This window comes from Streptomyces huasconensis, assembly GCF_021028635.1.
In the GTDB taxonomy this organism is placed as follows: domain Bacteria; phylum Actinomycetota; class Actinomycetes; order Streptomycetales; family Streptomycetaceae; genus Streptomyces; species Streptomyces huasconensis.
The window spans coordinates 6,479,417-6,498,666 of record NZ_CP086119.1; the positions used below are offsets into that span (position 1 = coordinate 6,479,417).

General features: G+C 69.4%; 10 protein-coding genes. 8 read left to right on the forward strand and 2 right to left on the reverse strand.

Annotated elements, in window-relative coordinates; all coding sequences use genetic code 11:
• Positions 1 to 5 precede the first annotated feature (5 nt).
• The gene (locus J2N69_RS29035; protein WP_230903314.1) at positions 6 to 1,550 is read right to left on the reverse strand and encodes a serine/threonine-protein kinase; all 1,545 of its coding nucleotides are present in this window, start codon (positions 1,548 to 1,550) and stop codon (positions 6 to 8) included.
• A gap of 130 nt (positions 1,551 to 1,680) precedes the next feature.
• Between J2N69_RS29035 and J2N69_RS29040 the strand changes: the two genes are divergently transcribed.
• The 6 genes from J2N69_RS29040 (at position 1,681) to J2N69_RS29065 (ending at position 16,053) form a co-directional block, all read left to right on the forward strand.
• Positions 1,681 to 3,363 carry a PD-(D/E)XK nuclease family protein gene (locus J2N69_RS29040; RefSeq protein WP_230903315.1) on the forward strand — a complete coding sequence of 561 codons (1,683 nt, stop codon included), beginning with the start codon at positions 1,681 to 1,683 and terminating at the stop codon, positions 3,361 to 3,363.
• A gap of 56 nt (positions 3,364 to 3,419) precedes the next feature.
• Entirely contained in the window at positions 3,420 to 4,619 is a 1,200-nt protein-coding gene (locus J2N69_RS29045) for a restriction endonuclease-related protein (protein ID WP_230903316.1), read from the forward strand.
• Entirely contained in the window at positions 4,612 to 8,310 is a 3,699-nt protein-coding gene (locus J2N69_RS29050) for a pPIWI_RE_Z domain-containing protein (protein ID WP_230903317.1), read from the forward strand. The genes J2N69_RS29045 and J2N69_RS29050 overlap by 8 nt, the downstream gene beginning before the upstream one ends.
• Positions 8,311 to 8,341: 31 nt before the next feature.
• On the forward strand, positions 8,342 to 11,425 hold the full coding sequence (locus tag J2N69_RS29055) for a pPIWI_RE module domain-containing protein (protein ID WP_230903318.1): 3,084 nt from the start codon (positions 8,342 to 8,344) through the stop codon (positions 11,423 to 11,425).
• Positions 11,426 to 11,677: 252 nt separating this feature from the next.
• The gene (locus J2N69_RS29060; RefSeq protein WP_230903319.1) at positions 11,678 to 12,550 is read left to right on the forward strand and encodes a hypothetical protein; all 873 of its coding nucleotides are present in this window, start codon (positions 11,678 to 11,680) and stop codon (positions 12,548 to 12,550) included.
• A complete protein-coding gene (locus J2N69_RS29065; protein ID WP_230903320.1) occupies positions 12,535 to 16,053 on the forward strand; it encodes a DEAD/DEAH box helicase in 3,519 nt (1,172 codons plus the stop codon). The genes J2N69_RS29060 and J2N69_RS29065 overlap by 16 nt, the downstream gene beginning before the upstream one ends.
• A gap of 378 nt (positions 16,054 to 16,431) precedes the next feature.
• On the opposite strand, the gene J2N69_RS29070 is transcribed toward J2N69_RS29065, so the two are convergent.
• Complete coding sequence (locus tag J2N69_RS29070) at positions 16,432 to 17,211, reverse strand: hypothetical protein (protein ID WP_230903321.1); 780 nt, start codon at positions 17,209 to 17,211, stop codon at positions 16,432 to 16,434.
• A 665-nt stretch (positions 17,212 to 17,876) separates the two neighbouring features.
• Between J2N69_RS29070 and J2N69_RS29075 the strand changes: the two genes are divergently transcribed.
• Both J2N69_RS29075 and J2N69_RS29080 read left to right on the forward strand, forming a co-directional pair.
• Entirely contained in the window at positions 17,877 to 18,581 is a 705-nt protein-coding gene (locus J2N69_RS29075; RefSeq protein ID WP_230903322.1) for a site-specific integrase, read from the forward strand.
• Between the two features lie 122 nt (positions 18,582 to 18,703).
• Complete coding sequence (locus J2N69_RS29080; protein ID WP_230903323.1) at positions 18,704 to 19,006, forward strand: helix-turn-helix transcriptional regulator; 303 nt, start codon at positions 18,704 to 18,706, stop codon at positions 19,004 to 19,006.
• Positions 19,007 to 19,250 lie beyond the last annotated feature (244 nt).

Sequence of the window (19,250 nt, forward strand, 5' to 3'; positions counted from 1 at the left end):
GCTCGTCAAGCTGGCCTTGGCAGGCGGTCCAGCAGCTTGCAGATTGCCTCGAGCAGCGCCGGGGACACTTCACCTTTCCTCGCGTCCAGAACAAGTTCCTTCACTTCGACTCCCACTTCTCGGCAGAATTCCACGGTCTGGCGGGATGGTCCCGTCCCGGGCCAGGACGCGAGTTCCTCGGCCAGATTCAGCCAGGTCTCGGCCACCGCCTGGACCGGGCTTCCCTCCGCAGTCATCACCTGCACCGCGCCGAGCCGTGCCCGGGCTCGCAGTTCACCGGTATCCGTGCCGGCCGATGCGTCCGCGAGCCGCCTGGCGACATCCCGGCAGATGCGGCCTGCGGAGGCAGTCTCTCCGCGCAGCATCTGAGCACGAGCCACGACGAGGCGCGCGCCTTGCACCTCGCGCACCGCCCCAGGAAGGCACTGCTCGGCGCGCACCAGCATTGCGGTCAGCTCGTCGACGGCCTTGTGCGGTTCGCCGCGTTCGATTTCCATCTCGGCCTCGGCGCACAGATTCCGTAGCGCGGACCGGGTGGGACCGCCGACGGGCCGGCGATGTACCCGAGGGCGGCGCGGACCCATCGGTGATGCTTCCGAGAGCGGCGCCGCAGCGGTCTCCGGGGCGCGATGGGGCAGCGTCGGGTCCGGGTCGAGGGCGGGGCGGGGAGCGGGGTCGCCCGGCGAGGGCAGCAGGGGCCGCCAGATCTCAAGCGCCAGTTCCAGAGGCGGCCGATCGGCGGAGGACTTGGCGAGCATACGGTCAGTGATGTCCACGATCTCGGACGGCAGGCCGGGGACATCGTCGCTGAGGAGCGGCGGCCGCTCCTCGCAGTGCAGGCGGGCCAAGTCGTAGTCGGAGTGGCCGGCCTCGAAGACCAGCCGTCCAGTCACCATCTGGAACGCGATGCAGGCGACACTGTAGAGGTCGGCCTCCGGGCCCGGGTTGCGTTCGCCGCGGTGGATCTCCGGGGCCATGTAGCCGATCGTGCCGGGCGTCCGGCCGTTGGTGTACCGGGTGGCCGCCGGATCTTTCGGCAGGGCGATGCCGAAGTCGGTGAGGTATACGACGCCGTCGCGTCGGGCCAGCAGGATGTTGGCCGGCTTGACGTCCCGGTGCACCACGCCCGCGCCGTGCACCCGCCCGAGCACTTCCAGCAGCGGGACGATCACACTCGCTGTGGCCGACAGGGTGGGTCTGTTCCGAGTGAGAAAAGCATGCAGGTCGTGGCCATCGACGTACTCTGTGACGAGGTACGGGCGCGGCAGGGAGAGATCTGCATGGACGAAGGCTGGCACGCCCCGGCCACCGAAGCGTTGGTGCATTTCGCACTCGCGGTCGAAACGCCGTAACTCTTGTGGGGTGGGAGTCCGGTACCCGCGCAGGGTGGCCTCCGGATCTCGAGGCCACAGGAACTTCACCGCGACAGCCCGCTCAGCATGCCTGTCGTCGGTCGCCCGATAGACGACCCCCATGCCACCCCAGGCGCCTTCGCCGGCGCGGCTGAATCTGCCCGCGAGCTTCTTCCCCGCCGGCCATGGCTCCACCACGCACACTCCCTGCCTCTCCTGGCGAACCGTCAGACATCAAGCTACAGGAGATTCTTGTGTGCCTTGACTTTGTTCACAGAGCTCTGTCACGGTGATGCCCTCACCGTCGAGACTGCAAGGAGTCGGCACCGTGCAGCCCTGGGACAACCCTCCCGGTACGGTCGGCGTCGGGCGCCTGGCCCGCATCCCGGTCCGTCACCTGCGCGACGAGGAGCCCGGTTGTCCGATGAACCGTGCTCTCAGTGTCCGCCGCGACGTGTTCGCTGCGAAACGGGTTCCGTCCAAGACCCCACGCGAGGAGTTCCCATTCGCGCTCGTGCAGGAACTGCTCGACCAACTGGAGTCCGGCGCGGCGCAGAGCATCGAAGAGGCCCTGGAACGATGTCGCCCGACGCGGTCCCGGTGCCTGCCGCAGCACGTGACCTGGTCGGTGGCGGCCGCCGAGCGTTACCTCGACGCCCGGAGCAGGGACCAGGAAAGCCGCAACGGCGCCGACGTCCCCCGCACGTTCCGCGCCCCGGACGCATGGATCGCGTTCCGCACGCTCGAGGAACCCGACAAGCGCGGCATCACCGACTACGAGCGCACCGTCTGGGGGAGGCAGTACGTCTCGGACGACGCAAGGCTGCGTGAACTCGTGATTCCCACCAAAGGAAATGCCAAAGAGCGACTCCCGCTGCCCGAACTCGCCGCTGTCGCCTCTGTCCTGTATTACGGGATCCCGGCCCGCATCCCTTCCTTCGAGCATCACTCCCCAGCCCTCAGGCACCCGGCGCCACCGCCGCGGCCAGAACGCGTCCGGGTCTACTCCGCCGGCCTCACCGAAGGCCGGGTCCGTCTTCTGCGCACAACGGAGACCGACGCCTCCGCGGACTGGACCGCTGAAGAGATCACGGCCTTGCACGAACAGCACGTCGTGCCCCGGCTCGGCCGTGTCCTCGACAGCCGCGAACGCATCGCCGGTGCCCACTGCGCGGGTTGCAAGGTGTTACCCGAGTGCTCCGTCGTACCGCGGGCGCCTGCTCTCCTCGCGCTTCCGCCTCCCATGCGGCCTCGCAAGCGGCGCACGGTATCGGTCAGCGACCTGAGAGCACACCACGACTGCCCCGCCCGCTACCACCTGACCCGCGTACTCAAGCTGCCGAACCCCGTTCAGGAGAACGAGGCCGTGCGCAGAGGCCGGGCCGTCGACAGCTGGCTCAACGCCCGCCACGCCTCGGCGGACGCCCCGCCGTGCCGCGAAGTGCCTCTGCCCGCACACCTGCCCGGCCTCACGGACGACGAGCTGGCCCCCGCCCTTGGCATGCTACGGGCCCACCGGGCCAGGTGCCCGCTCGACAATCCGGCGGCGACGCGTTTCCGCCCGCAGCACCGAGTGATGGCCCACGACCCGCAGTCTGAGGTCATGGTCATCGCCTCGTGTGATCTGGTCTACGAGGAACGCGGCGGCGTAGTTGTTCGCGAGACCAAGACCAGCGCATTTCCACCGGGCGGCCGGTCCGTTCTGCTGGAAAAGCATCCGCAGCTCGCCCTCTCGGTACTGCTGCTGGCGGCCGGCGTGCTCGGCGGCGATTCGCGACGGTCCCGCGTGGAACTGGAGATCCTGCGCCCGGACGGGGTGTCCCTTGAAGAGTTCGACCCGGGCGATGAGGCCACGGTCGAGCGCGCCCGTACCGTCCTTGCCTCGTACACAGTGCCCTGGGCCGCCGAGACCCGCTACGACGCGGTGCCCCGGCCCGGTTACGACTGCACGGGCTGCGAGGCACTGTCCTGGTGTGCCACTGGTAAGGAGCGCGTGGCTGCTGCAGGTTGAGGGAAGTTCCCGTTGTCTCCGTCATGTAGCTCGTCGCACCACATGGAGTGGTAACCGTGCCCGCGAGTCCCCTTGCCACCGTCGATTCGTCCGCCGAAACGCTCGATGCCTGGGCTGCCCATGACGGCGTGCCGCTGCTGGCCACCGTGGCCCGGGCCCTGTGTGTCCTCGACCACACCACTGGCTTGAATGCCTTCTGCCTTCCGTACCCTCCCGTCGTCCAACTCGCCCTAGACCGAGCGGTCGTCGCCTGGCTGCGCGGCGGACTCCGACCACCGGCCTCACTTGCCGAACTCATCCAGCGGTGTGCCGACATCCCGTTGGAGGACTGGCCGCTGTCGCTGCCGTCGGACGCTGTCGGCCCGGACGACGTTCTGCTCGACCCGTACTCGCATCGCCCCACCCAGTTGTGCCATGAGTGGAGCGAATGGGAACGTTCGGCGCCCGACCCGGCTGTGCGGCATCGCGACCAGCAGGTGATGCGGACCGCTCTGGACCGCTGCCGCAGCCACGGAGAGGAGGACGCATACACCGAGTTCCGCAGCCTGCTGGTGCGGCGGCCGGTGCTGACGGCCCAGGAACTCTTCGCTCTGCATGGCGACTTCACGCTGGAGCCGGTCTGGGAGCTCATCGACCTGATCTACCCGGAAGTTCCTCTTTCCTGGAGCCGGGACGGTTGTTACGCGGTGTGCGGTCGCTGCAGAACACTGCTGACGCCGCTTGCGGGCGGAGAGTGGTGGTGTGAGCGGGATCGCTGCCGACGGCAGGGAGACCCGCCGGTCGGCCGTCTGATCGAGGCGGCTCACGCCGGCACTGTGTACCAGCTGGAGCGTCCGCTGCGCCGACACGTCACAGGGCCCGGACTGGCTGAGGTGGAATTGGAGGACCGGCTCACCGGTCTGGGCCTCGACGTCATCATGTGGCCCGGTTTCGATGCCTACGACCTGTTGGTGGTCTTCCCCGACGGCCACCGCTGGGCCGTCGACGTCAAAGACTGGGCGCACCCGGCCTTCCTCGGCCGAGCCGCCCGCCCCGTGCGGCCCGAGCCTCCGTACGACGAGGCGTTCTGGGTGGTGCCTGTCTACCGGGTACGCGAGCGCCCCGGCTATCAGCAGGCGTTTCAGCGAGCTCGGCCCGCAGCGGCCGCTGCCGTACGCCTGCTCACCGACGACGAATTGATCCGGGCTGCCCGGCAGCGGCTGGCCGAGTCGCGCCGTGGCACCCGCGCCGACAGCCAGGAGGGCACAGATGCGTGACGAAAAAGCCTGGTGCGAGGCGGTAGCGGGGGAGTTGAGGGGCGAATGGCCCGAGGCCGGAGCCCCGGACGGGTTTGGCCCCGTCGAGTTGTGCCGCGTCGAGCTGGGGCTGCGGCTGCTCGAACGGCTTGCCCCTACGGCGGATGCCGTGGACGCCTATGCGCTGTTCGGCGGTTACCCGTTCGCGCAACACGCAGGGCTGGCGCAACATCCGTGGCAGCGCACGGCCCTCGCCGCCGCCCGGCACCTCCTGTGGCCGCTGCGGCGGCGCGCCTGGCGGCAGGCGCTGGACGCCTACCGGTCGGTTGCCAACAGGCTGCGGGCTTACGAGCTGCCGCCAGCCGGAACCACCGGCGGTCCCCGACCCGTGGTGCCGATGGTGGCCGGGCGCCGGATGGACGTCTACGACCAGGCCCTCAGCCGGCTGCCGGACCTGGTCACCCGCGCCCTCAAACCGGCCCCCGCAGGAACGAGTTCCTTCCAGGAACGCCGCCGCAACGCCTCGGTCACCATTCCCGAGGAACTCGTCCGCACCAACCCACCCGGCCACGACCTTGCCGCAGGACGGCCCGGGGGCGGCGAGCCACTCAGCGTGTGCCGCGCCGAACTGCGCGCAACGGCCCGGTGGATGGACGAGGCCGAGCGCGAGGCGGAGATCCCGCATCCCGGTCACTGGGAACAGCGGCTGGAGGCGGTCAGGTTCGCGCCCCGCAATGCCGCGGGAACGGACTACACCGAGGCCGACGAGGTCGAACTGGCTGGCATGGTGCACCTAGCCGGCATGGTCGGTGCCGGCAAGAGCACGTTCATGATTCTGGTGGCCGTCTGGGCCGCCCGGCGCGAGATCCCGCTGCGCACCACGCTCGTCATCGGAGACGTCGCCGAACAGCTACGGCTGTGCGGTCTCTTCGAGGTACTCGGCATCGCCGTCGCGCCGGTGCTCGGCACCACCACACGCGAGCAACACGTCCAGCGGCTGCACCGGCGGCTCTCCGCCCGAGGATTCGATAACCTCCTCGACCACGACGACCCCGGCTTCGACCTGCTGAGCACCGCCTGCGCAGTGAGCGGTCTGCGCGGCGTCGACGGCGATCCGCTGCAATACCGCGACGCACCATGCACCCGGCTGCATCCCGAGCCACAGCGCGGCCCGGCGGAACCGGAATCGGTCGTCCTGGAGCAATGGACTCCCGACCGGAGGAACACCGCACCCCGCCAGGCCCACGCCCCGGACCGCCTGCCCGGCCGCCCGCACGGTTGTCCTCTGTGGGCCGAATGCCCGCGCCACGCGGCTGCCCGCGCGCAGGTCGACGCTCTGATCTGGGTGGCCAACCCGGCCAGCCTGGTACAGAGCCAGGTGCCCGCGCACCTCAACGACGAGCGGCTGCGCCAGCTGGAACTGGCCTGTCTGCGCAGCGACCTGATTTTCGTAGACGAGGCCGACAGCGTCCAGATGGCACTGGACCGCCTCTTCACCCCATCCGGCACGCTGGTTCGCCCCGACACCGACTCCTGGCTCGACCAGCTGAACCGCTACAAGATCGAGGAGCTGAGCAGGCGCGCCCGCCTGCCGCTGACCGACGGCCAGGTCGCCCAGTGGAACCGGGCACTGGGAACCGTCACCCTTGCCGTCGATCCGCTCTGCGCTCTGCTGATCAAGGACGAGAACCTCCGGGAGTGGGCTGATCCCGCCTACTTCAGCCCGTGGACCCTCCAGCAGAGCCTGCTAGACGACCTGTTCCGCGACGTGACCCGGCGCCACCGTGAAGGCGAGCAGTACCAGGCGGAACGGGAGGCGTCCGCCGCGGCCGACATGGCTGAGGACAGCGCTGAACTCTACGAGGGCTATGACGACGTGGCGGACGAGTCGGGCCCCTCCCCGCACCTCGCGCTCTCCCCGGCCCGCCGCCTGCTCGAGGCTGCCTGGGATGCCTTCCGCGACGATCCGTTCGGAGAAGGCGACGCCCCCGACCCGCTCACCAGCGTCCTCACCGACACGGCCGACGCCCTCCTGCACCACATGGCAGCGGGCCGCACGAGGGATCGGGTGCGTGAGCTGGCCGGTCAGCTCGTCGACCGGGTGACGGAGGAAGTACGGGCCGAACAGCCTGCATTCACCACGCCCCCGCCCGAGCCGCCGAAGGACTGGTGGGACGTCCTATGCCTGCGGCTCTCCTTCCTCCTGCTGCTCAGCACCCTCCACCACAGGCTGGAGCGCCTCACTTTCCTATGGCCACACGTGGAGGCCGCCCTGCGCCTGGACTCCCAGGGCAGGGAGCTGGCCCGGCGCGTCCCGCTGGACTACGCCCCGCTGGTGCCCGAGGCGCCCATGGGCAACATCCTCGGCTACCAGTACCTCCCGGACGGCGAGGAACGCGATGACGCCGGCCGCCGCGGCGGCACCCTACGCTTCTTCCGGTGTGCAGGAGTCGGGCGCGAGCTGCTGCTGAACCTGAACAGCCTCGGCGCCGACCCGGCCACCGGCCGTGGCGGCCCGCACGTCGTGTTGATGTCCGGTACCAGTTGGGCCGGCGAGTCCAGCCGCGCCCACGTCCGCGTCCCGGTGAGCCTCATCCTTAAGCCCACCGATGCGTCCCTGGCTGCCGTGGCCCGAACCTCGTTCGCCACCCGTTTCCTCTACGACCGGGACGAACGCCCGATGAGCCTCTCCGGCACACCGCCGCGCGACCGGCTCGCCCAAGCGGTCGCGATGGCCCGGCGGCTCGGCGAACCGGGCCCGGGCGGCTCTTCGGTGCTGGGCCAGGAGATCAGCCGTATCCCTGAGAGGACGCGGCGGAGAGCGCTGATCCTCGTGGGCAGTTACCGGGAAGCTGCTGCGGTGGCCGAGGCACTGCACCGGTTCGACGCCTGGCGCGGCAAGGTGAGCGCGCTGATCCCGGACGACGAGGCCCGCGGCAGCGGCGTAGCAGCCGGCACCGCCCCGGGGCAGCAGGACGAGACTCCGGCGACACTACGGCGTGGCGACGTCGCCCGCTTCGCCGACGATGACACCGCAGAAGTCCTGGTCGCTCCGCTGCTGGCCGTCGAGCGTGGCCACAACATCCTCAACGAGGAGGGCAAAGCGGCCTTCGGCACGGCCCTGTTCCTGGTCCGCCCGCACCCCCGCCCCGACGACCTCGACCTGTCCGTCTTCGCCGTCAACGATTGGCTGAGCGGCATGCTCCGCGACCAGCCGCGCCGAGACACCCTCGACGGCCCGCACACGCTCACCGAACTCATGGAGAAAGCGGGATCGCTGGACGAAGCGGCCGGAGCCCTGCGCCAACAGGGCCGCCGCGAATGGCGTCGGCTGCTCAACCGCAGATACGCCTACAGTTCACTGCCCGCCTGGGAGAAGCGCGCCTTCGCCTGGGACCAACTCGTCACGCTCTGGCAGGTCATCGGCCGTCTGGTGCGCGGCGGAGTGCCCGCCCGGGTGGTGTTCGTCGATGCCGCCTTCTCGCCTCGCCTGGCGAGACAGCTGGCCCCCGGCAGCACTGGCCAACCGTCCTCCGGGACTGATGTGCCCAGCACCGACGGCCTGCTCCACGCCCTCGCCGGCATCCTCGACCCCTACCTGACGGACCAGCCCGACACCGCCCCGCCCCACCCCGATCCGGCAGCTCGCTCTCTGGTCCGTCTCCTGTACCAGCCGTTCTACAACGCCCTCCGCACAATGACCCATCGCTGACTTCCCGACTCTGCTCGCGAGGAGCCGTCCCATGCCACCCGTCTATCGTTCCGCCCGCACCACGGCCTGGCGCCCGGCCGACGCCTTGGCCTCTCACACCGTGCCCTACCGCGTCCTGCCCTTCCCCGAGCAGTGGCGGGACGCCGTCCTGACTCTGTGCAACGCGCCCCGGGTGGCAGCGGGCAAGGAGCCGTGGAAGACAGCACCCACCTGGCGCCTGGAACAGGTCCTGCAGGCTTTCGCACCCGACGTCCTCGCGCTGCCACGCCCCTTCCACGACCGTGACCCGGGCGCGCCGGCCCACTGGCTGTGTGCGCCCGCCGACCTCCCCGACCCGCTCCCCGGCCCTGTCCTGGACACTGTGCTCAAGCACTGGCTGCGTGACTTGCGGCCCGAGCCCGAGTACCGCGGCCTGCTGAAGGAGACCATCGCAGAACTGGCAGCCCATCCGCCGCGCTGGGAGACCGTCCACCATGAACTCCTGCCGCGTGACGTCCCGACCGATGGCGGCACCGCACGTCCGTCACCGCACCAGTACAGCCTCAGCCCCGACTGGCTGGCCCGGCGGATCCTCGCGCTAGGCCCGTACCCGTACGACGGTGGGCAGCTCATTTTCCGGGCCATGCCACGTGGACCACGTGACCAGGGTGCCCAACTCGTCTCCGAACCGATCCGGTTCCCCGGGCCGGATGAGAAGCAGGACTCCTGGTGGTCGGTGACGCTGTCGATCACGCTCCAGACCGTGCCGTTCGACCCGCTGCCGCGCTTCAACCTCCGCTGGTCGGTTCGTCGCTGGGCCACTCGTACCAACGCCAAGACGGGCCGCTTGCGCCTCCCGTGGGGTGCGAGCACCACCGTCCTGCTGCGTCCGCGCAGGCCGTTTCTGCCGGGCACCCCCCGCAGCGAACGGTTCGCCGTCGCCGCGCTGGAGCGCTACTGGGACAAGGACCTGGGCGAGAAGGGCGACTTCGCCGACCGGTGGCGCGCGGGTGGTCCCGCAGCGATGCTCGCCGGACTGCCCCTGGGCGAGCCCTTCCCGGACGCCGACGCGATCCTGACCGACCCCGCGTCCTGGCTGCGCGACGATGCCCGAGCCGGCATCCTGTACCGCACCGCTATGGGGCGGCACGACGTAGGCCCCGGCTTCATGGCACACCAGCTCTCACAGCTCACAGCCTGGGCGGAAGGCGCCCTCACGTCCGAACTGCGCCGCGCCCCGGACCTCTCGCTGATCGACCGGGGCACGCCCGCGAACATCCCCAAGGGCGACAAGGAGACGGTCGAAGCGGAACGGTGCGCTCAGCGCCGGCTGGCGACGGCCTACGCGCTGGACGCTCTCGACGGCGTAGCGCGCCAGGGCAGCGCTCCCGTGCTTGAGGCACGGCTGCTGTGGCAGTCGCCGCGGCTGCGCGACGCCGCCTTGGCCTCCCTCGGCGAGCTTCTGGGCCTCAAGGGCGACGGCGGGTCCTTCACCGCACAGCAGTACGACGACGCCACGGCCGGCGCACCGGTCGTGCACGAGTGGTCCGCTCCGGAGCTGACCGTGCGGGTCCACTGCATGCGCCCGCTCGTCGCGCTCAGTGACCGTACCGCCGACAGCCTCCTTGCCCCCCTCGACCTGCCCACCGGCACCCATATCAAGGACGCCCAGGTGACCGCCGCGACAGTGGCCCGCCGCGACAGTGCCGCACAGTGGCTGGCCGCGGAACGCACCACCGACGCGCCGGCCCTCGCCCTGGTAGAGATCGGCCGCGCCGCGTCATATCCAAGCAGACTGCACGACCCGAAGTTCGCCATGCGACTCGGCTGTGCAAAGGCAGGCTTCATCACACAGTTCACCACGGTGCCCGAAGCAGGCGACGAGAACGGCAAGGGCGCGGAAACAGCGTCCAGCCTGCGGCACCGCACGCTAAGTGCCTGGAACGACGGCCTGCGGCAGCTCGGCGCGCGCACCCTCCCCCGGCTCGCCGAGGACGACGGACTGCCCGACGGACTGCGGCATGCCGCACTGTGGATGGTCCGTAAGAATCGTACGACCCGGAATCGCTGGGCCGCGTACCTCCCGGTCGGCGTCATGATCACCCCCGATCCGGCCGGCACCGACGCGGCCCGTGTTGAAGGCTGGGACCCCGAGGCACGCTCCGGCGCAGGCGCCTGGGTCCCTTACCCCGAACTCCTGCTGAGGCTGACCACAAAAGCTGAGGTCAAGCCCGTTCTGCCCAGCCAGCGCGGCTCACAGGACGACGAGGCCAACACCTCTGAGGTGCAGACGGAAAGTGGGACCGAGCGCCCGAAACGCTACCAAGAACGCGAACGGCAGCGCCGTGAGGCCGCCGAGTGGCTTCAGGGTCTGCGTGCCTCCCTGCGCACCGCACCAACCGTCCTGTTCGCCGAGGCCCACAACGCCCGCTCGCACTGGACCTGGCTCCAGGACGGCCGGATCGAACGGGATCGCCTGCAGGACGGCCTCGCCCCGGCTCGTCGCCTCGACCCCGATCTGCGGATGGTCCGGGTCCGCGCAGGCGCCCGGAACGAGACTCCGCAGTGGTGGGGGAGAGCCCCGGAGGGCAAGGCGAACGGCATCCAGCAGGGCTTGTGGGTGCCAGAGGATGCCGCGGAAGACGCCCGCGTGTTCTTCAGCACGACCGCCAAGCCCGTGCAGTTCAAGCACGCGGCGGTGACCGCCGACAAGCTCTCGCCTCGGCCGATCGCTCAGGGCAAGCGCAAGGGTGAACCCACCATCGACACCGGCCAGGCGGCCTGGATGCCGGGGCTGCTGGAGATCGCCGTCGTCGGTTGCCATCGGGACGACGGCGACGACCCGAGGTCCCTCGCGCTCCTCACCCATGCTCTGCGCCAGCCTCCGGACTACGACCAGGCCCTTGCCTTGCCCCTGCCACTTCACCTGGCCGGCCTGGCACAGGAGTACGTACTGCCGACACCGAAGGACGACGAGGCGGAAACGGGAGACGCAGGGGCCGCGGTCCAATCCGGCGCTTCGGGCGATTTGGATGACGCGCAGGACGCATCGCCGGTGGAACAGCCTGTGCCGGACTTGGAGTTGGAGGCACTCGACGTCGACACTGAAGGGCAGTTGCAACTTTTCGAAATGTAGGTCTGGCCGTATTCGGTGGTGACGGTGGGTAGCCATCACTGATCATGACCGTTCAGTCGCTGTGCCATACGGCCGGTGGCCGTCGCGCCCAGGGCCGCGGCCACGCGAGTCCGGCACTCGCACCGCCGCGCCCGCAGCAGGCCCGCGGCCACGCTCACGCAGTATCCGCCCTCACAGACCAGATTCTGCTGGGTAGGGTGATCCGTGTTGCCGCGGGTCTCGGCACCGAGTCAGGAGCGGGGGTGGGGACGGGTGTCGATACCCGCACTGCAGGCCATGGAGCGCGCCCGGGCCGCCGGAGGCCGCCTTATGGACTTCACTCAGCGGGAGAGCCGCGGCATCGGACAGGTGTGCCCGTGGGACTTGGTGGTAACCATCGGGCCGGAGCCGGAGGACCTTGATGCGGCAGCCTGGATCATCGCCGACGAGATCATGCGGGCCCGCACCGACCTGGACGACCTCGCATACCGGCTCTGGCACGATAGCGCCCTGGCCGGCACCCCGCTGACCGGCCCCGATCGTGCCCACGTCCTGCTCTACGCCGGCCCGGTATTCGAGGCCAACGACACCACCGGCATTACCGGCTACGTAGGCGAGTGGCTCTGGTATCTCTCCACCCGCGACCTTTCCCCCGAGCCGGGGCGCACCGTGGAGATCTTGGACCCGCCCTCATCGACGGTGACGGACAGCGGGCCGGACGGGCTGGTGATCCACCGAGTGCCCGGCAGCGAGCTGGGGTTCGTCTTCCGGTTGTGGGAGATGAAGAAATTCACCGCGGAAAAGATGAAGCCGAGCGACACGATCCGCAAGGCATGGCAGCAGTTGAACACTTGGGGGGCGCGGTACCTGGGTCAGATCTCGTGGGGAGACCGGGAGCTGGCCCCCGACACCCGGGAGTTCGTTGCCTCAATAGCTCGGCAATGGGTGGACGCGAAGGCGTCGGGGAACGGCGGGGTCAGCATCGCTCTCGACGCCGAATACATCCCGGACACGGCCTTCGAGCGCTCGCACCAGCACTTCACCACCCACACCCACCCGGGCGCGCTGCAGGGCGTAGTGGTGGCGATCGAGGATCTTGAAGACTTCGCGAAGGACGTGAGGAGGTACGTGTGGAGCGCACTCTAGACTTGGAGGTACTCGCGTCCGCGCTCGGCGAGCACCGGGCGGGCGGGGTGCTGCCCAGCGCACGGGACCTGCTGGCGGCGATGACCGAGCTGGAGGTCGCGGCCTTCCGCGGTGAGCGGGAGATCGAGGACGAGACCCTCGCCACGGCGTGGTACCTGCACGGGCTCGCGGCGCTCGCCCCGGAGACTCCTGGCTACGACGCGGTGCGGGTGCGGCGAGCCTTCGCCACAAGCGCGCACCTGATGGACCTCGCCCTGGGCGACGAACGCAGACCCGAGGCTGAGCGGCTCCAGATCGCCTTCGCCGCCCAAGCCGGATACCGGCGCAGCGAGCAGGACCCGAACGCCACCGCCGTCTACCGGCAGGTCCGCGCTCTCGTCGACATCACCGGTGAAGTGCGCGGGCACATCGGCACCCTGGCGGTAGAGGCCGGCGTCATCTTTCTCGGCTTCGACCGCCCGGAGCTGGGCCGGGCGCTGCGTGCGTGGAGGCGGCAGCTGCGTGGGGTGAGGGCAATGATGCGCCGCGAGTCCCTGGCGGGGACCATGTACGGGCCCGCAGAGGCCGTTGTGGAGGCCGTTTTCCACCTGTACCAGTTCCTGGCAGTGGGCGAGGAACGGGATCTGTTGGCGGCGCAGCGGCTGCTGCGGGACGTGATGACGCAGGCGGCCGGCCGGGGCGACCGGCTCGCGCGGTGGGTTGCCGCGCATCTGTACCAGCTGAGCGGGGAGATGGCGGCCAGCAGCCTGTACCAACTGCTCCCCCCGGGCACTCCCCGGGCAGTGTCGCGGAGCTTCGCACTGTCGGAGCCGCCAGTGATGACGCTCTGGCCGCCGCAGCGCCAGCTCCTGATGCTCAAGCGCGGTAATCCGCTCGACCCGGCGACGTCTCGAAGCCTGATCAGTGTACCGACCAGCGCGGGCAAGACGCTGATGGCGCAGCTGGTGATCTGCTCGCACCTGGCGCAGCGCCCCGGGCGCGTGGTGTACGTGTCGCCGATGCGCAGCCTGGGGCGGGAGATGCGCGGGACACTGCGGGGCCGGCTGCGGGTGCTCGGGCGGCGCCTGGCTGCAGAGCAACCGGATTTTCCGCTGGGCACCTGGACCTCCTCGGCCCAGCCGGACGGCGGGGACGTGGAGATCGTCACCCCGGAGCGGCTCATGCACATGATCCGCAACCACCCCGGCGAAGCACTGGCGGAGGTCGGGCTGGTCGTCGTCGACGAGGCCCACCACCTGGGCCAGGGGCGGCGCGGCTTCGTGCTGGAGAGCCTGCTCACGCTGCTGCAGGCTCGTAGGGACATCCGACTCGTGCTGCTGTCCGCGGCGGTCGGCAATAAGGGCGATATCGCCTCGTGGCTCGACCCGGAGCGCCCCGAACGGGAGGTCTACTTCACCGACACCTGGCGGGGGCCGCGCCGGATGCACGGGCTCATGTATCCGAACCTCATGGCGGAGCAGGCCGAGTTGACGGAGCGGCGACCGACGGCAAAGCATGCCTCGCCGGTGCTCGCCACCGTGCCCGTCGAGACCCTCCTCGATGTCCGGCCGACCGCCTCGTCCGCCATCGCCCGACTGACTACCGGAGAGGTGGGCACGCGGCGCTTCGCCGGCTCCGCAGGCCGGTGGAACGCGCGGACCCGTCTGCCAGGCGGGATCGCCGACTACCAAGTCTTCGCCGCTGGCGCCGGGGAACTCACTGCGGTCGGCAGCGTGCTGATGGTCGTCGGCACCCGGCGGGCAGCCCGTGACGCGGCACTCGCCATCGCCGAGTGCCTGCCTGAGCGGCCCGAAGCCGAGGCTCTGACCAACTACCTCGCCGACACGCTCGGCACGGAACACCCTCTAGTGCGCTGCACCCGGCACGGCGTCGCCTACCACCACGGCGCCCTGCCCGAGGATGTCCTGCACGCCGTCGAGGGCGCGCTGCGTCGCAACGAGCTCCTGGCGATCGCCAGCACCAGCACCCTCACCGACGGCGTCAACCTGCCCGTGCGCACCGTCATCATCCACCACAAGGTCGACGGCGACCCGCTCACCTACGATGGCCAGCGCACCCTGTCCCCCGCCGAGCTCCTCAACGCCATCGGCCGCGCCGGGCGGGCCGGTCGGGAGAGCGAGGGGTGGATCTTCCTGACCCGCCCTTACCCGCCCCGCCCCGACGAGTTCGACTCCCTCAACCCCGACCCGGAGCAGTTGCGCGTTGTTTCCGCACTGCTGACCGACGAGGCCCTGACCGCACTCGCTGACGCCGAGGACACCCTGCGACAGGACGCTGACGGAGTCTTCGCGCTGGCGGATGGTATCGCCGCAGACTTTGCCTCGTTCGTCTGGCTCGTCCTGCAGCTCCACGCTTCCTCACCGACGCCGCAGGGCAATCCCATCGACGCCCTGGACGCACTGTTCGCCCCGTCCCAGAGAGGCAACGGGCGGCAAACCAGCCGGTGGCTCACCCTCGCGGACAAGGTTGCCACCGTGTTCGAGACCACCGACCTGGCCCAGGCAGGCCGGTGGGCCGCCACCGGCACCAGCCTGGGGTCGGCCCGCTACCTCGACTGGCTCGCGAAGCAGCTGGCCGTGCTGCTCGAGCGGCACACGGTGGACGACGCCACCGGAACCACCGGGGGCGACCGGCTCGCCGAGCCGGAGGAATGGCCGCTGCAGCGCACCCTCGATTTCCTCACCGAGCACCAGGTCTTCGACCGTCTGCTCGACCACGTCCCGGAGGTCACCAAGACCTGGAGCTTCAAGGACAAGGAGACGCGGGGCACTCATATGAACGTCCCGATCGCCCCCGCGCTCCGCGAGTGGATCTCCGGCACCACGATTCCCGACCTCGCCCGTTCCTGGCAGCCCGGCGTCGCTGCCGGGTGGGCGCTCGAACAGGCGGTACGCAACATCAGCACCGCCTTCGGGCACGCCCTGAGCTGGACCGTCGGCGCCCTGATCAACCTGGTCAACACCAGCCCCGCGCTCCCTCCCGGCGCACCCAGGCTCAACACACACACTGCCTGGCACATCCGCCACGGCGTCGACACCGAGCAGGCCCTGACCCTGCTCACCTCCGGCATCACCTCCCGACGCATCGCCCACCTCCTCGGCCGCGACGCCGCCCGCCTGGGGCACCGGTCGGCCGGCCTGCGGCAGTGGACCGCCCAGCACCACATCGACGGCTGGACACGGCAGTATGGGGCGATCGACTACGAGGTCCAGGACCTCCTGGACTACGTCCGCACTCCCTCCGACCCGATCAACCAGCTCTTCGACAACCGCGCAGCCACCACTCCACTCACCCGGCGGGTAGCAGGGACACCCGACGGCCCGGTCAACGTCGCGCGGCCCAGCGAGCGCCACCCGACCATCCGCCTGACCCGCGACCGCCACCGGGTGGCGACCGTGCCGGCCGACCGCCACCTCGATGTCCTCGCGATGCTCGACAGCGGCCTCGACCTCAACCACCGCCTCCACAACGGCCAGCTCATCACCACCCGGCGCGCTCGGTAGCGCCTGGCCCTGTCGAGGGAACCAAGCGCGGGACTGCGGCTCAAGAGGGGGGCGATGCACCGCAGAATCACCGACTTGCCGCCGCCCGTGGAGGCGTTGACCAGGACGCACGGGGATCCCGCGTCCAGGTCGACTGAGACGACCCGCCCGGCGGAGCCGATCCCGGTGATGGGCGCGGACGCCTTGGCGGCGGCCACCATCTCGCGCACTTTGGGGTTCTACCTTCGCCGGTCTCATCGGGTTCGGCATCGCCCGCCTGGTCTCGCAGTGCCCGCTGACCGTGCCGCACACGCTGGGCCCGGTCCTTCCGTCGGAGGGCCGGACCCAGCAATCTCCGAGTGCCCGACGGACATGCGGGACGGAGTCGAGTACGGACGGCTAATGTGTGCGCAGCCGCTTGAGGAACGTCCTGACCAGGGCGTCCAACTCAGAGTCCCTGGCTGTTTCTTCCACCAGGATTCGTTCGATGTGAACGAACCCGCTGTTCCGCCAGTGCCGATCCCTGGTCCCGTCAGCCGCCAGTCGGCCGCGGTGATGGGGTCCGTCGACCTCGATCAGGCCGGCTCTGCCTTCGCGAACGACTAGGAAGTCGGGCGCCCATGTGTTGCCGACTCCTACGCGTCCCAGCGGCAGAGGAAAGATGGAGATGGTGGCATCGGCGGGGAGGGCAGCCTGGGCGCGCTTGAGCGCCTCATAGACCCGTACCTCCTCGCGGGAGTCAAAAAGGAATCCGTCGCGTCGCAGTTCCGGTTTCGGATCGGTGACACGCGCGGCGTGGTTCGTTGTGGTGTCGGCGGTGAGCCGCCCCTGAAGAGCTGACCTCCAGTCCGCGGCCACGTCTGGGAGCGCTGGCCTGACGTAGACAGAGTGTCCTTCGACGCCGTTCCGTTCAGCGATCGGCAGGAGAGCGTCCCGGATCCGCGCAAGCAAGTCCTCAGAGAACCGGTCCATCAGCCATCCGGGAACCAGAAGGCGGGCATCCATCCAGTCGCCGAACCTGTTGCCGGGAGACCACTCGAGTCCTTGAACATCCAGTAGAAGGGCTGCCGCCTGAACGTCTCCTCGCTCATGAAGGAACCAGGCAGTCTGCGCGAGGATGGTCTCCTCTACAGATAGCGCTGCCTCTTCGCTTGAGACCTTGCTGACGTCTGAAGTCACCGTTCCACACTAAAACCTCGGTCTGACAGTCGAACCCCGTTGACCAGAATGATCGCGGCGACATCGCCACTCCGGTCCGCCATTTACTCGTGGGGCCGTGACGACGCCCTCCGGCGACACTGCCGGGTCGGCCAGGGCACGGGCCGTACGGTCAGGAGTGTGTGGCGCGCGATGGGGGACTGTAAGACGTTCGGCCCTGACCCGTAGTCGGTGGTGACGCCGCAGCAGATCACGACTTCCGTTCGTCGCCCATCGGAGACCCCGGTACAGGGTGTCGAAGCGCTGTCTGGACGGCGGGCTGTGCCGACCCGATCGCTGAATGGGAAGGAGCAGGTGCTTAGAAGGCGCCTGCTCTGTTCCTGCACTTTCGCTCGTTCAGATCGACCGCTCGGTGGCTGGGCGTCAGCGATTTCGGGGTCAGCATGGTGATTCGCTCACGGCAGACGCATTGAGCCCGGAAGGGACTGGAATTGCGCGGCGAAGAAAGTGAACCTAGAGCAGCTCACGGAAGATCGTCTGCGTGATCGGCGGAACATAGCACGGGATCGCCGGTTACCCAAACCGGCGATCCTCCGGACTATTGAAGAGGTTCGGTCGCCGTGCGATTCACAGGCGGTGCCCGGACTGCCGTGCCTACCCCCACGCCTCACCCAAGGAGCTCGCCCATGGCTGCAGTTGTTGGCGCCAAAACGTTTCATGTGACCGATCGGCAGTGCTTTTCGATCCTGGACTGGGCCGCCGAGCAGCCGCAGAACGGTCTCGTACTGCGGGCCTTCCTGGCGTCCATCGCCCTCGCGGCGCTGCAGCCGAAGGAGGCCCTGCTGCTGCGTGTCCGAGACGTGGAACTCGTGGACGACGGCAGCGGTTGGCTGCTGATCCATCCTCAGGGACGAGAGCGCCGCGAGACGGATTCGGAGCGCGCGGGCCACGAACGGCGTGTACCCGCCTGCCGGGAGTTGGTGGCGCTCCTGAAGGCGGAGATCACCCGGCGCGATCTTCGCCCCGATGACGCGATATTCGCTCTCGACGACGGGCGACCGCTGACCGCCCCGGTCTACCGGAAGATCTGGCAGCAAGCGCGGGCGGCGGTTCTGGAAGCGCACGAGGCCGACTCGTCGCTCGGCAGGAATATCTCCGCTCTGCGTGACGCGTGCATCGCGGCGTGGCTGAAGAACGGTGACCAGAGCGCGGCGCACATCTTCGTGGTAGCCGAGTGCGCCGGAATGAGCGCTCCTCGCCTCGCCGAACGCTTCGCGCACTGCCTTCGTAAGCCGACACGGGATGAAATCCCTTGGGACCGGATCGAAGCTGCCCTCGCCCTTCCTGACCTGTCGAATGAGCCGGCCTCGGCCGCCGTGCGCCGTCCGTAGCGCTTTCCGCGTTGCGGATCGTCTGCGATTCCCTTCCTGCCGCTTGACAAGGCGACGGGTGGGCGGAATTGGATTTCCCCCCGCCCGGGCTCACTCCGCCCCTACCTCACAGAGAACCACCGATGCCTGGACGATCTTCGCTTGCCGCTACCGCTTCCTCAGGCGCCACATCCGCCGCCTTCCTGACCGTGAAGGACGCCGCCGACTATCTCGGCCTCTCACCCCACACGCTCTACGTCTGGCGCCACCGTCGCCAGGGACCCCCGAGCTTCCGTATGGGAACCCGCGGTCGCGTCATGTACCGGCTCGAAGCGCTCGACGCCTGGGTCCGCGAACAGGAACAGGCCGACTCCCGCTCCACCCCGGCCCTCAACCCGCTCAACACCCCTCTGCAGGAGCGGTCGAGCCGCTTCCTCAGCGCCTGAACCCCCAAGCGCCGTAGAGCGTTGCCGCCATCCCCATCACCAAGGAGTTCCACCTGGCCGGCTACATAGAAGACCGATGGCTGAAGAAGCGCCCCAACCCGAAGACCGGCAAACGTGACCGTACCGCCATGTACGGCAAGTGCACCCGCTATCGCGTCAAGGGCATCCCCGGTGTCAAGGACCGTTCCTTCGACGCCCTCCAGGACGCCAAGACCTGGCTCGCCCAGGCTCAGACCGACGCTCG

Excerpts from the sequence above, each read along its gene's own strand:
- J2N69_RS29050 (WP_230903317.1), top strand. The coding sequence starts at position 4,612 with ATGCGTGACGAAAAAGCCTGGTGCGAGGCGGTAGCGGGGGAGTTGAGG.
- J2N69_RS29055 (WP_230903318.1), top strand. The coding sequence starts at position 8,342 with ATGCCACCCGTCTATCGTTCCGCCCGCACCACGGCCTGGCGCCCGGCC.
- J2N69_RS29075 (WP_230903322.1), top strand. The coding sequence starts at position 17,877 with ATGGCTGCAGTTGTTGGCGCCAAAACGTTTCATGTGACCGATCGGCAG.
- J2N69_RS29080 (WP_230903323.1), top strand. The coding sequence starts at position 18,704 with ATGCCTGGACGATCTTCGCTTGCCGCTACCGCTTCCTCAGGCGCCACA.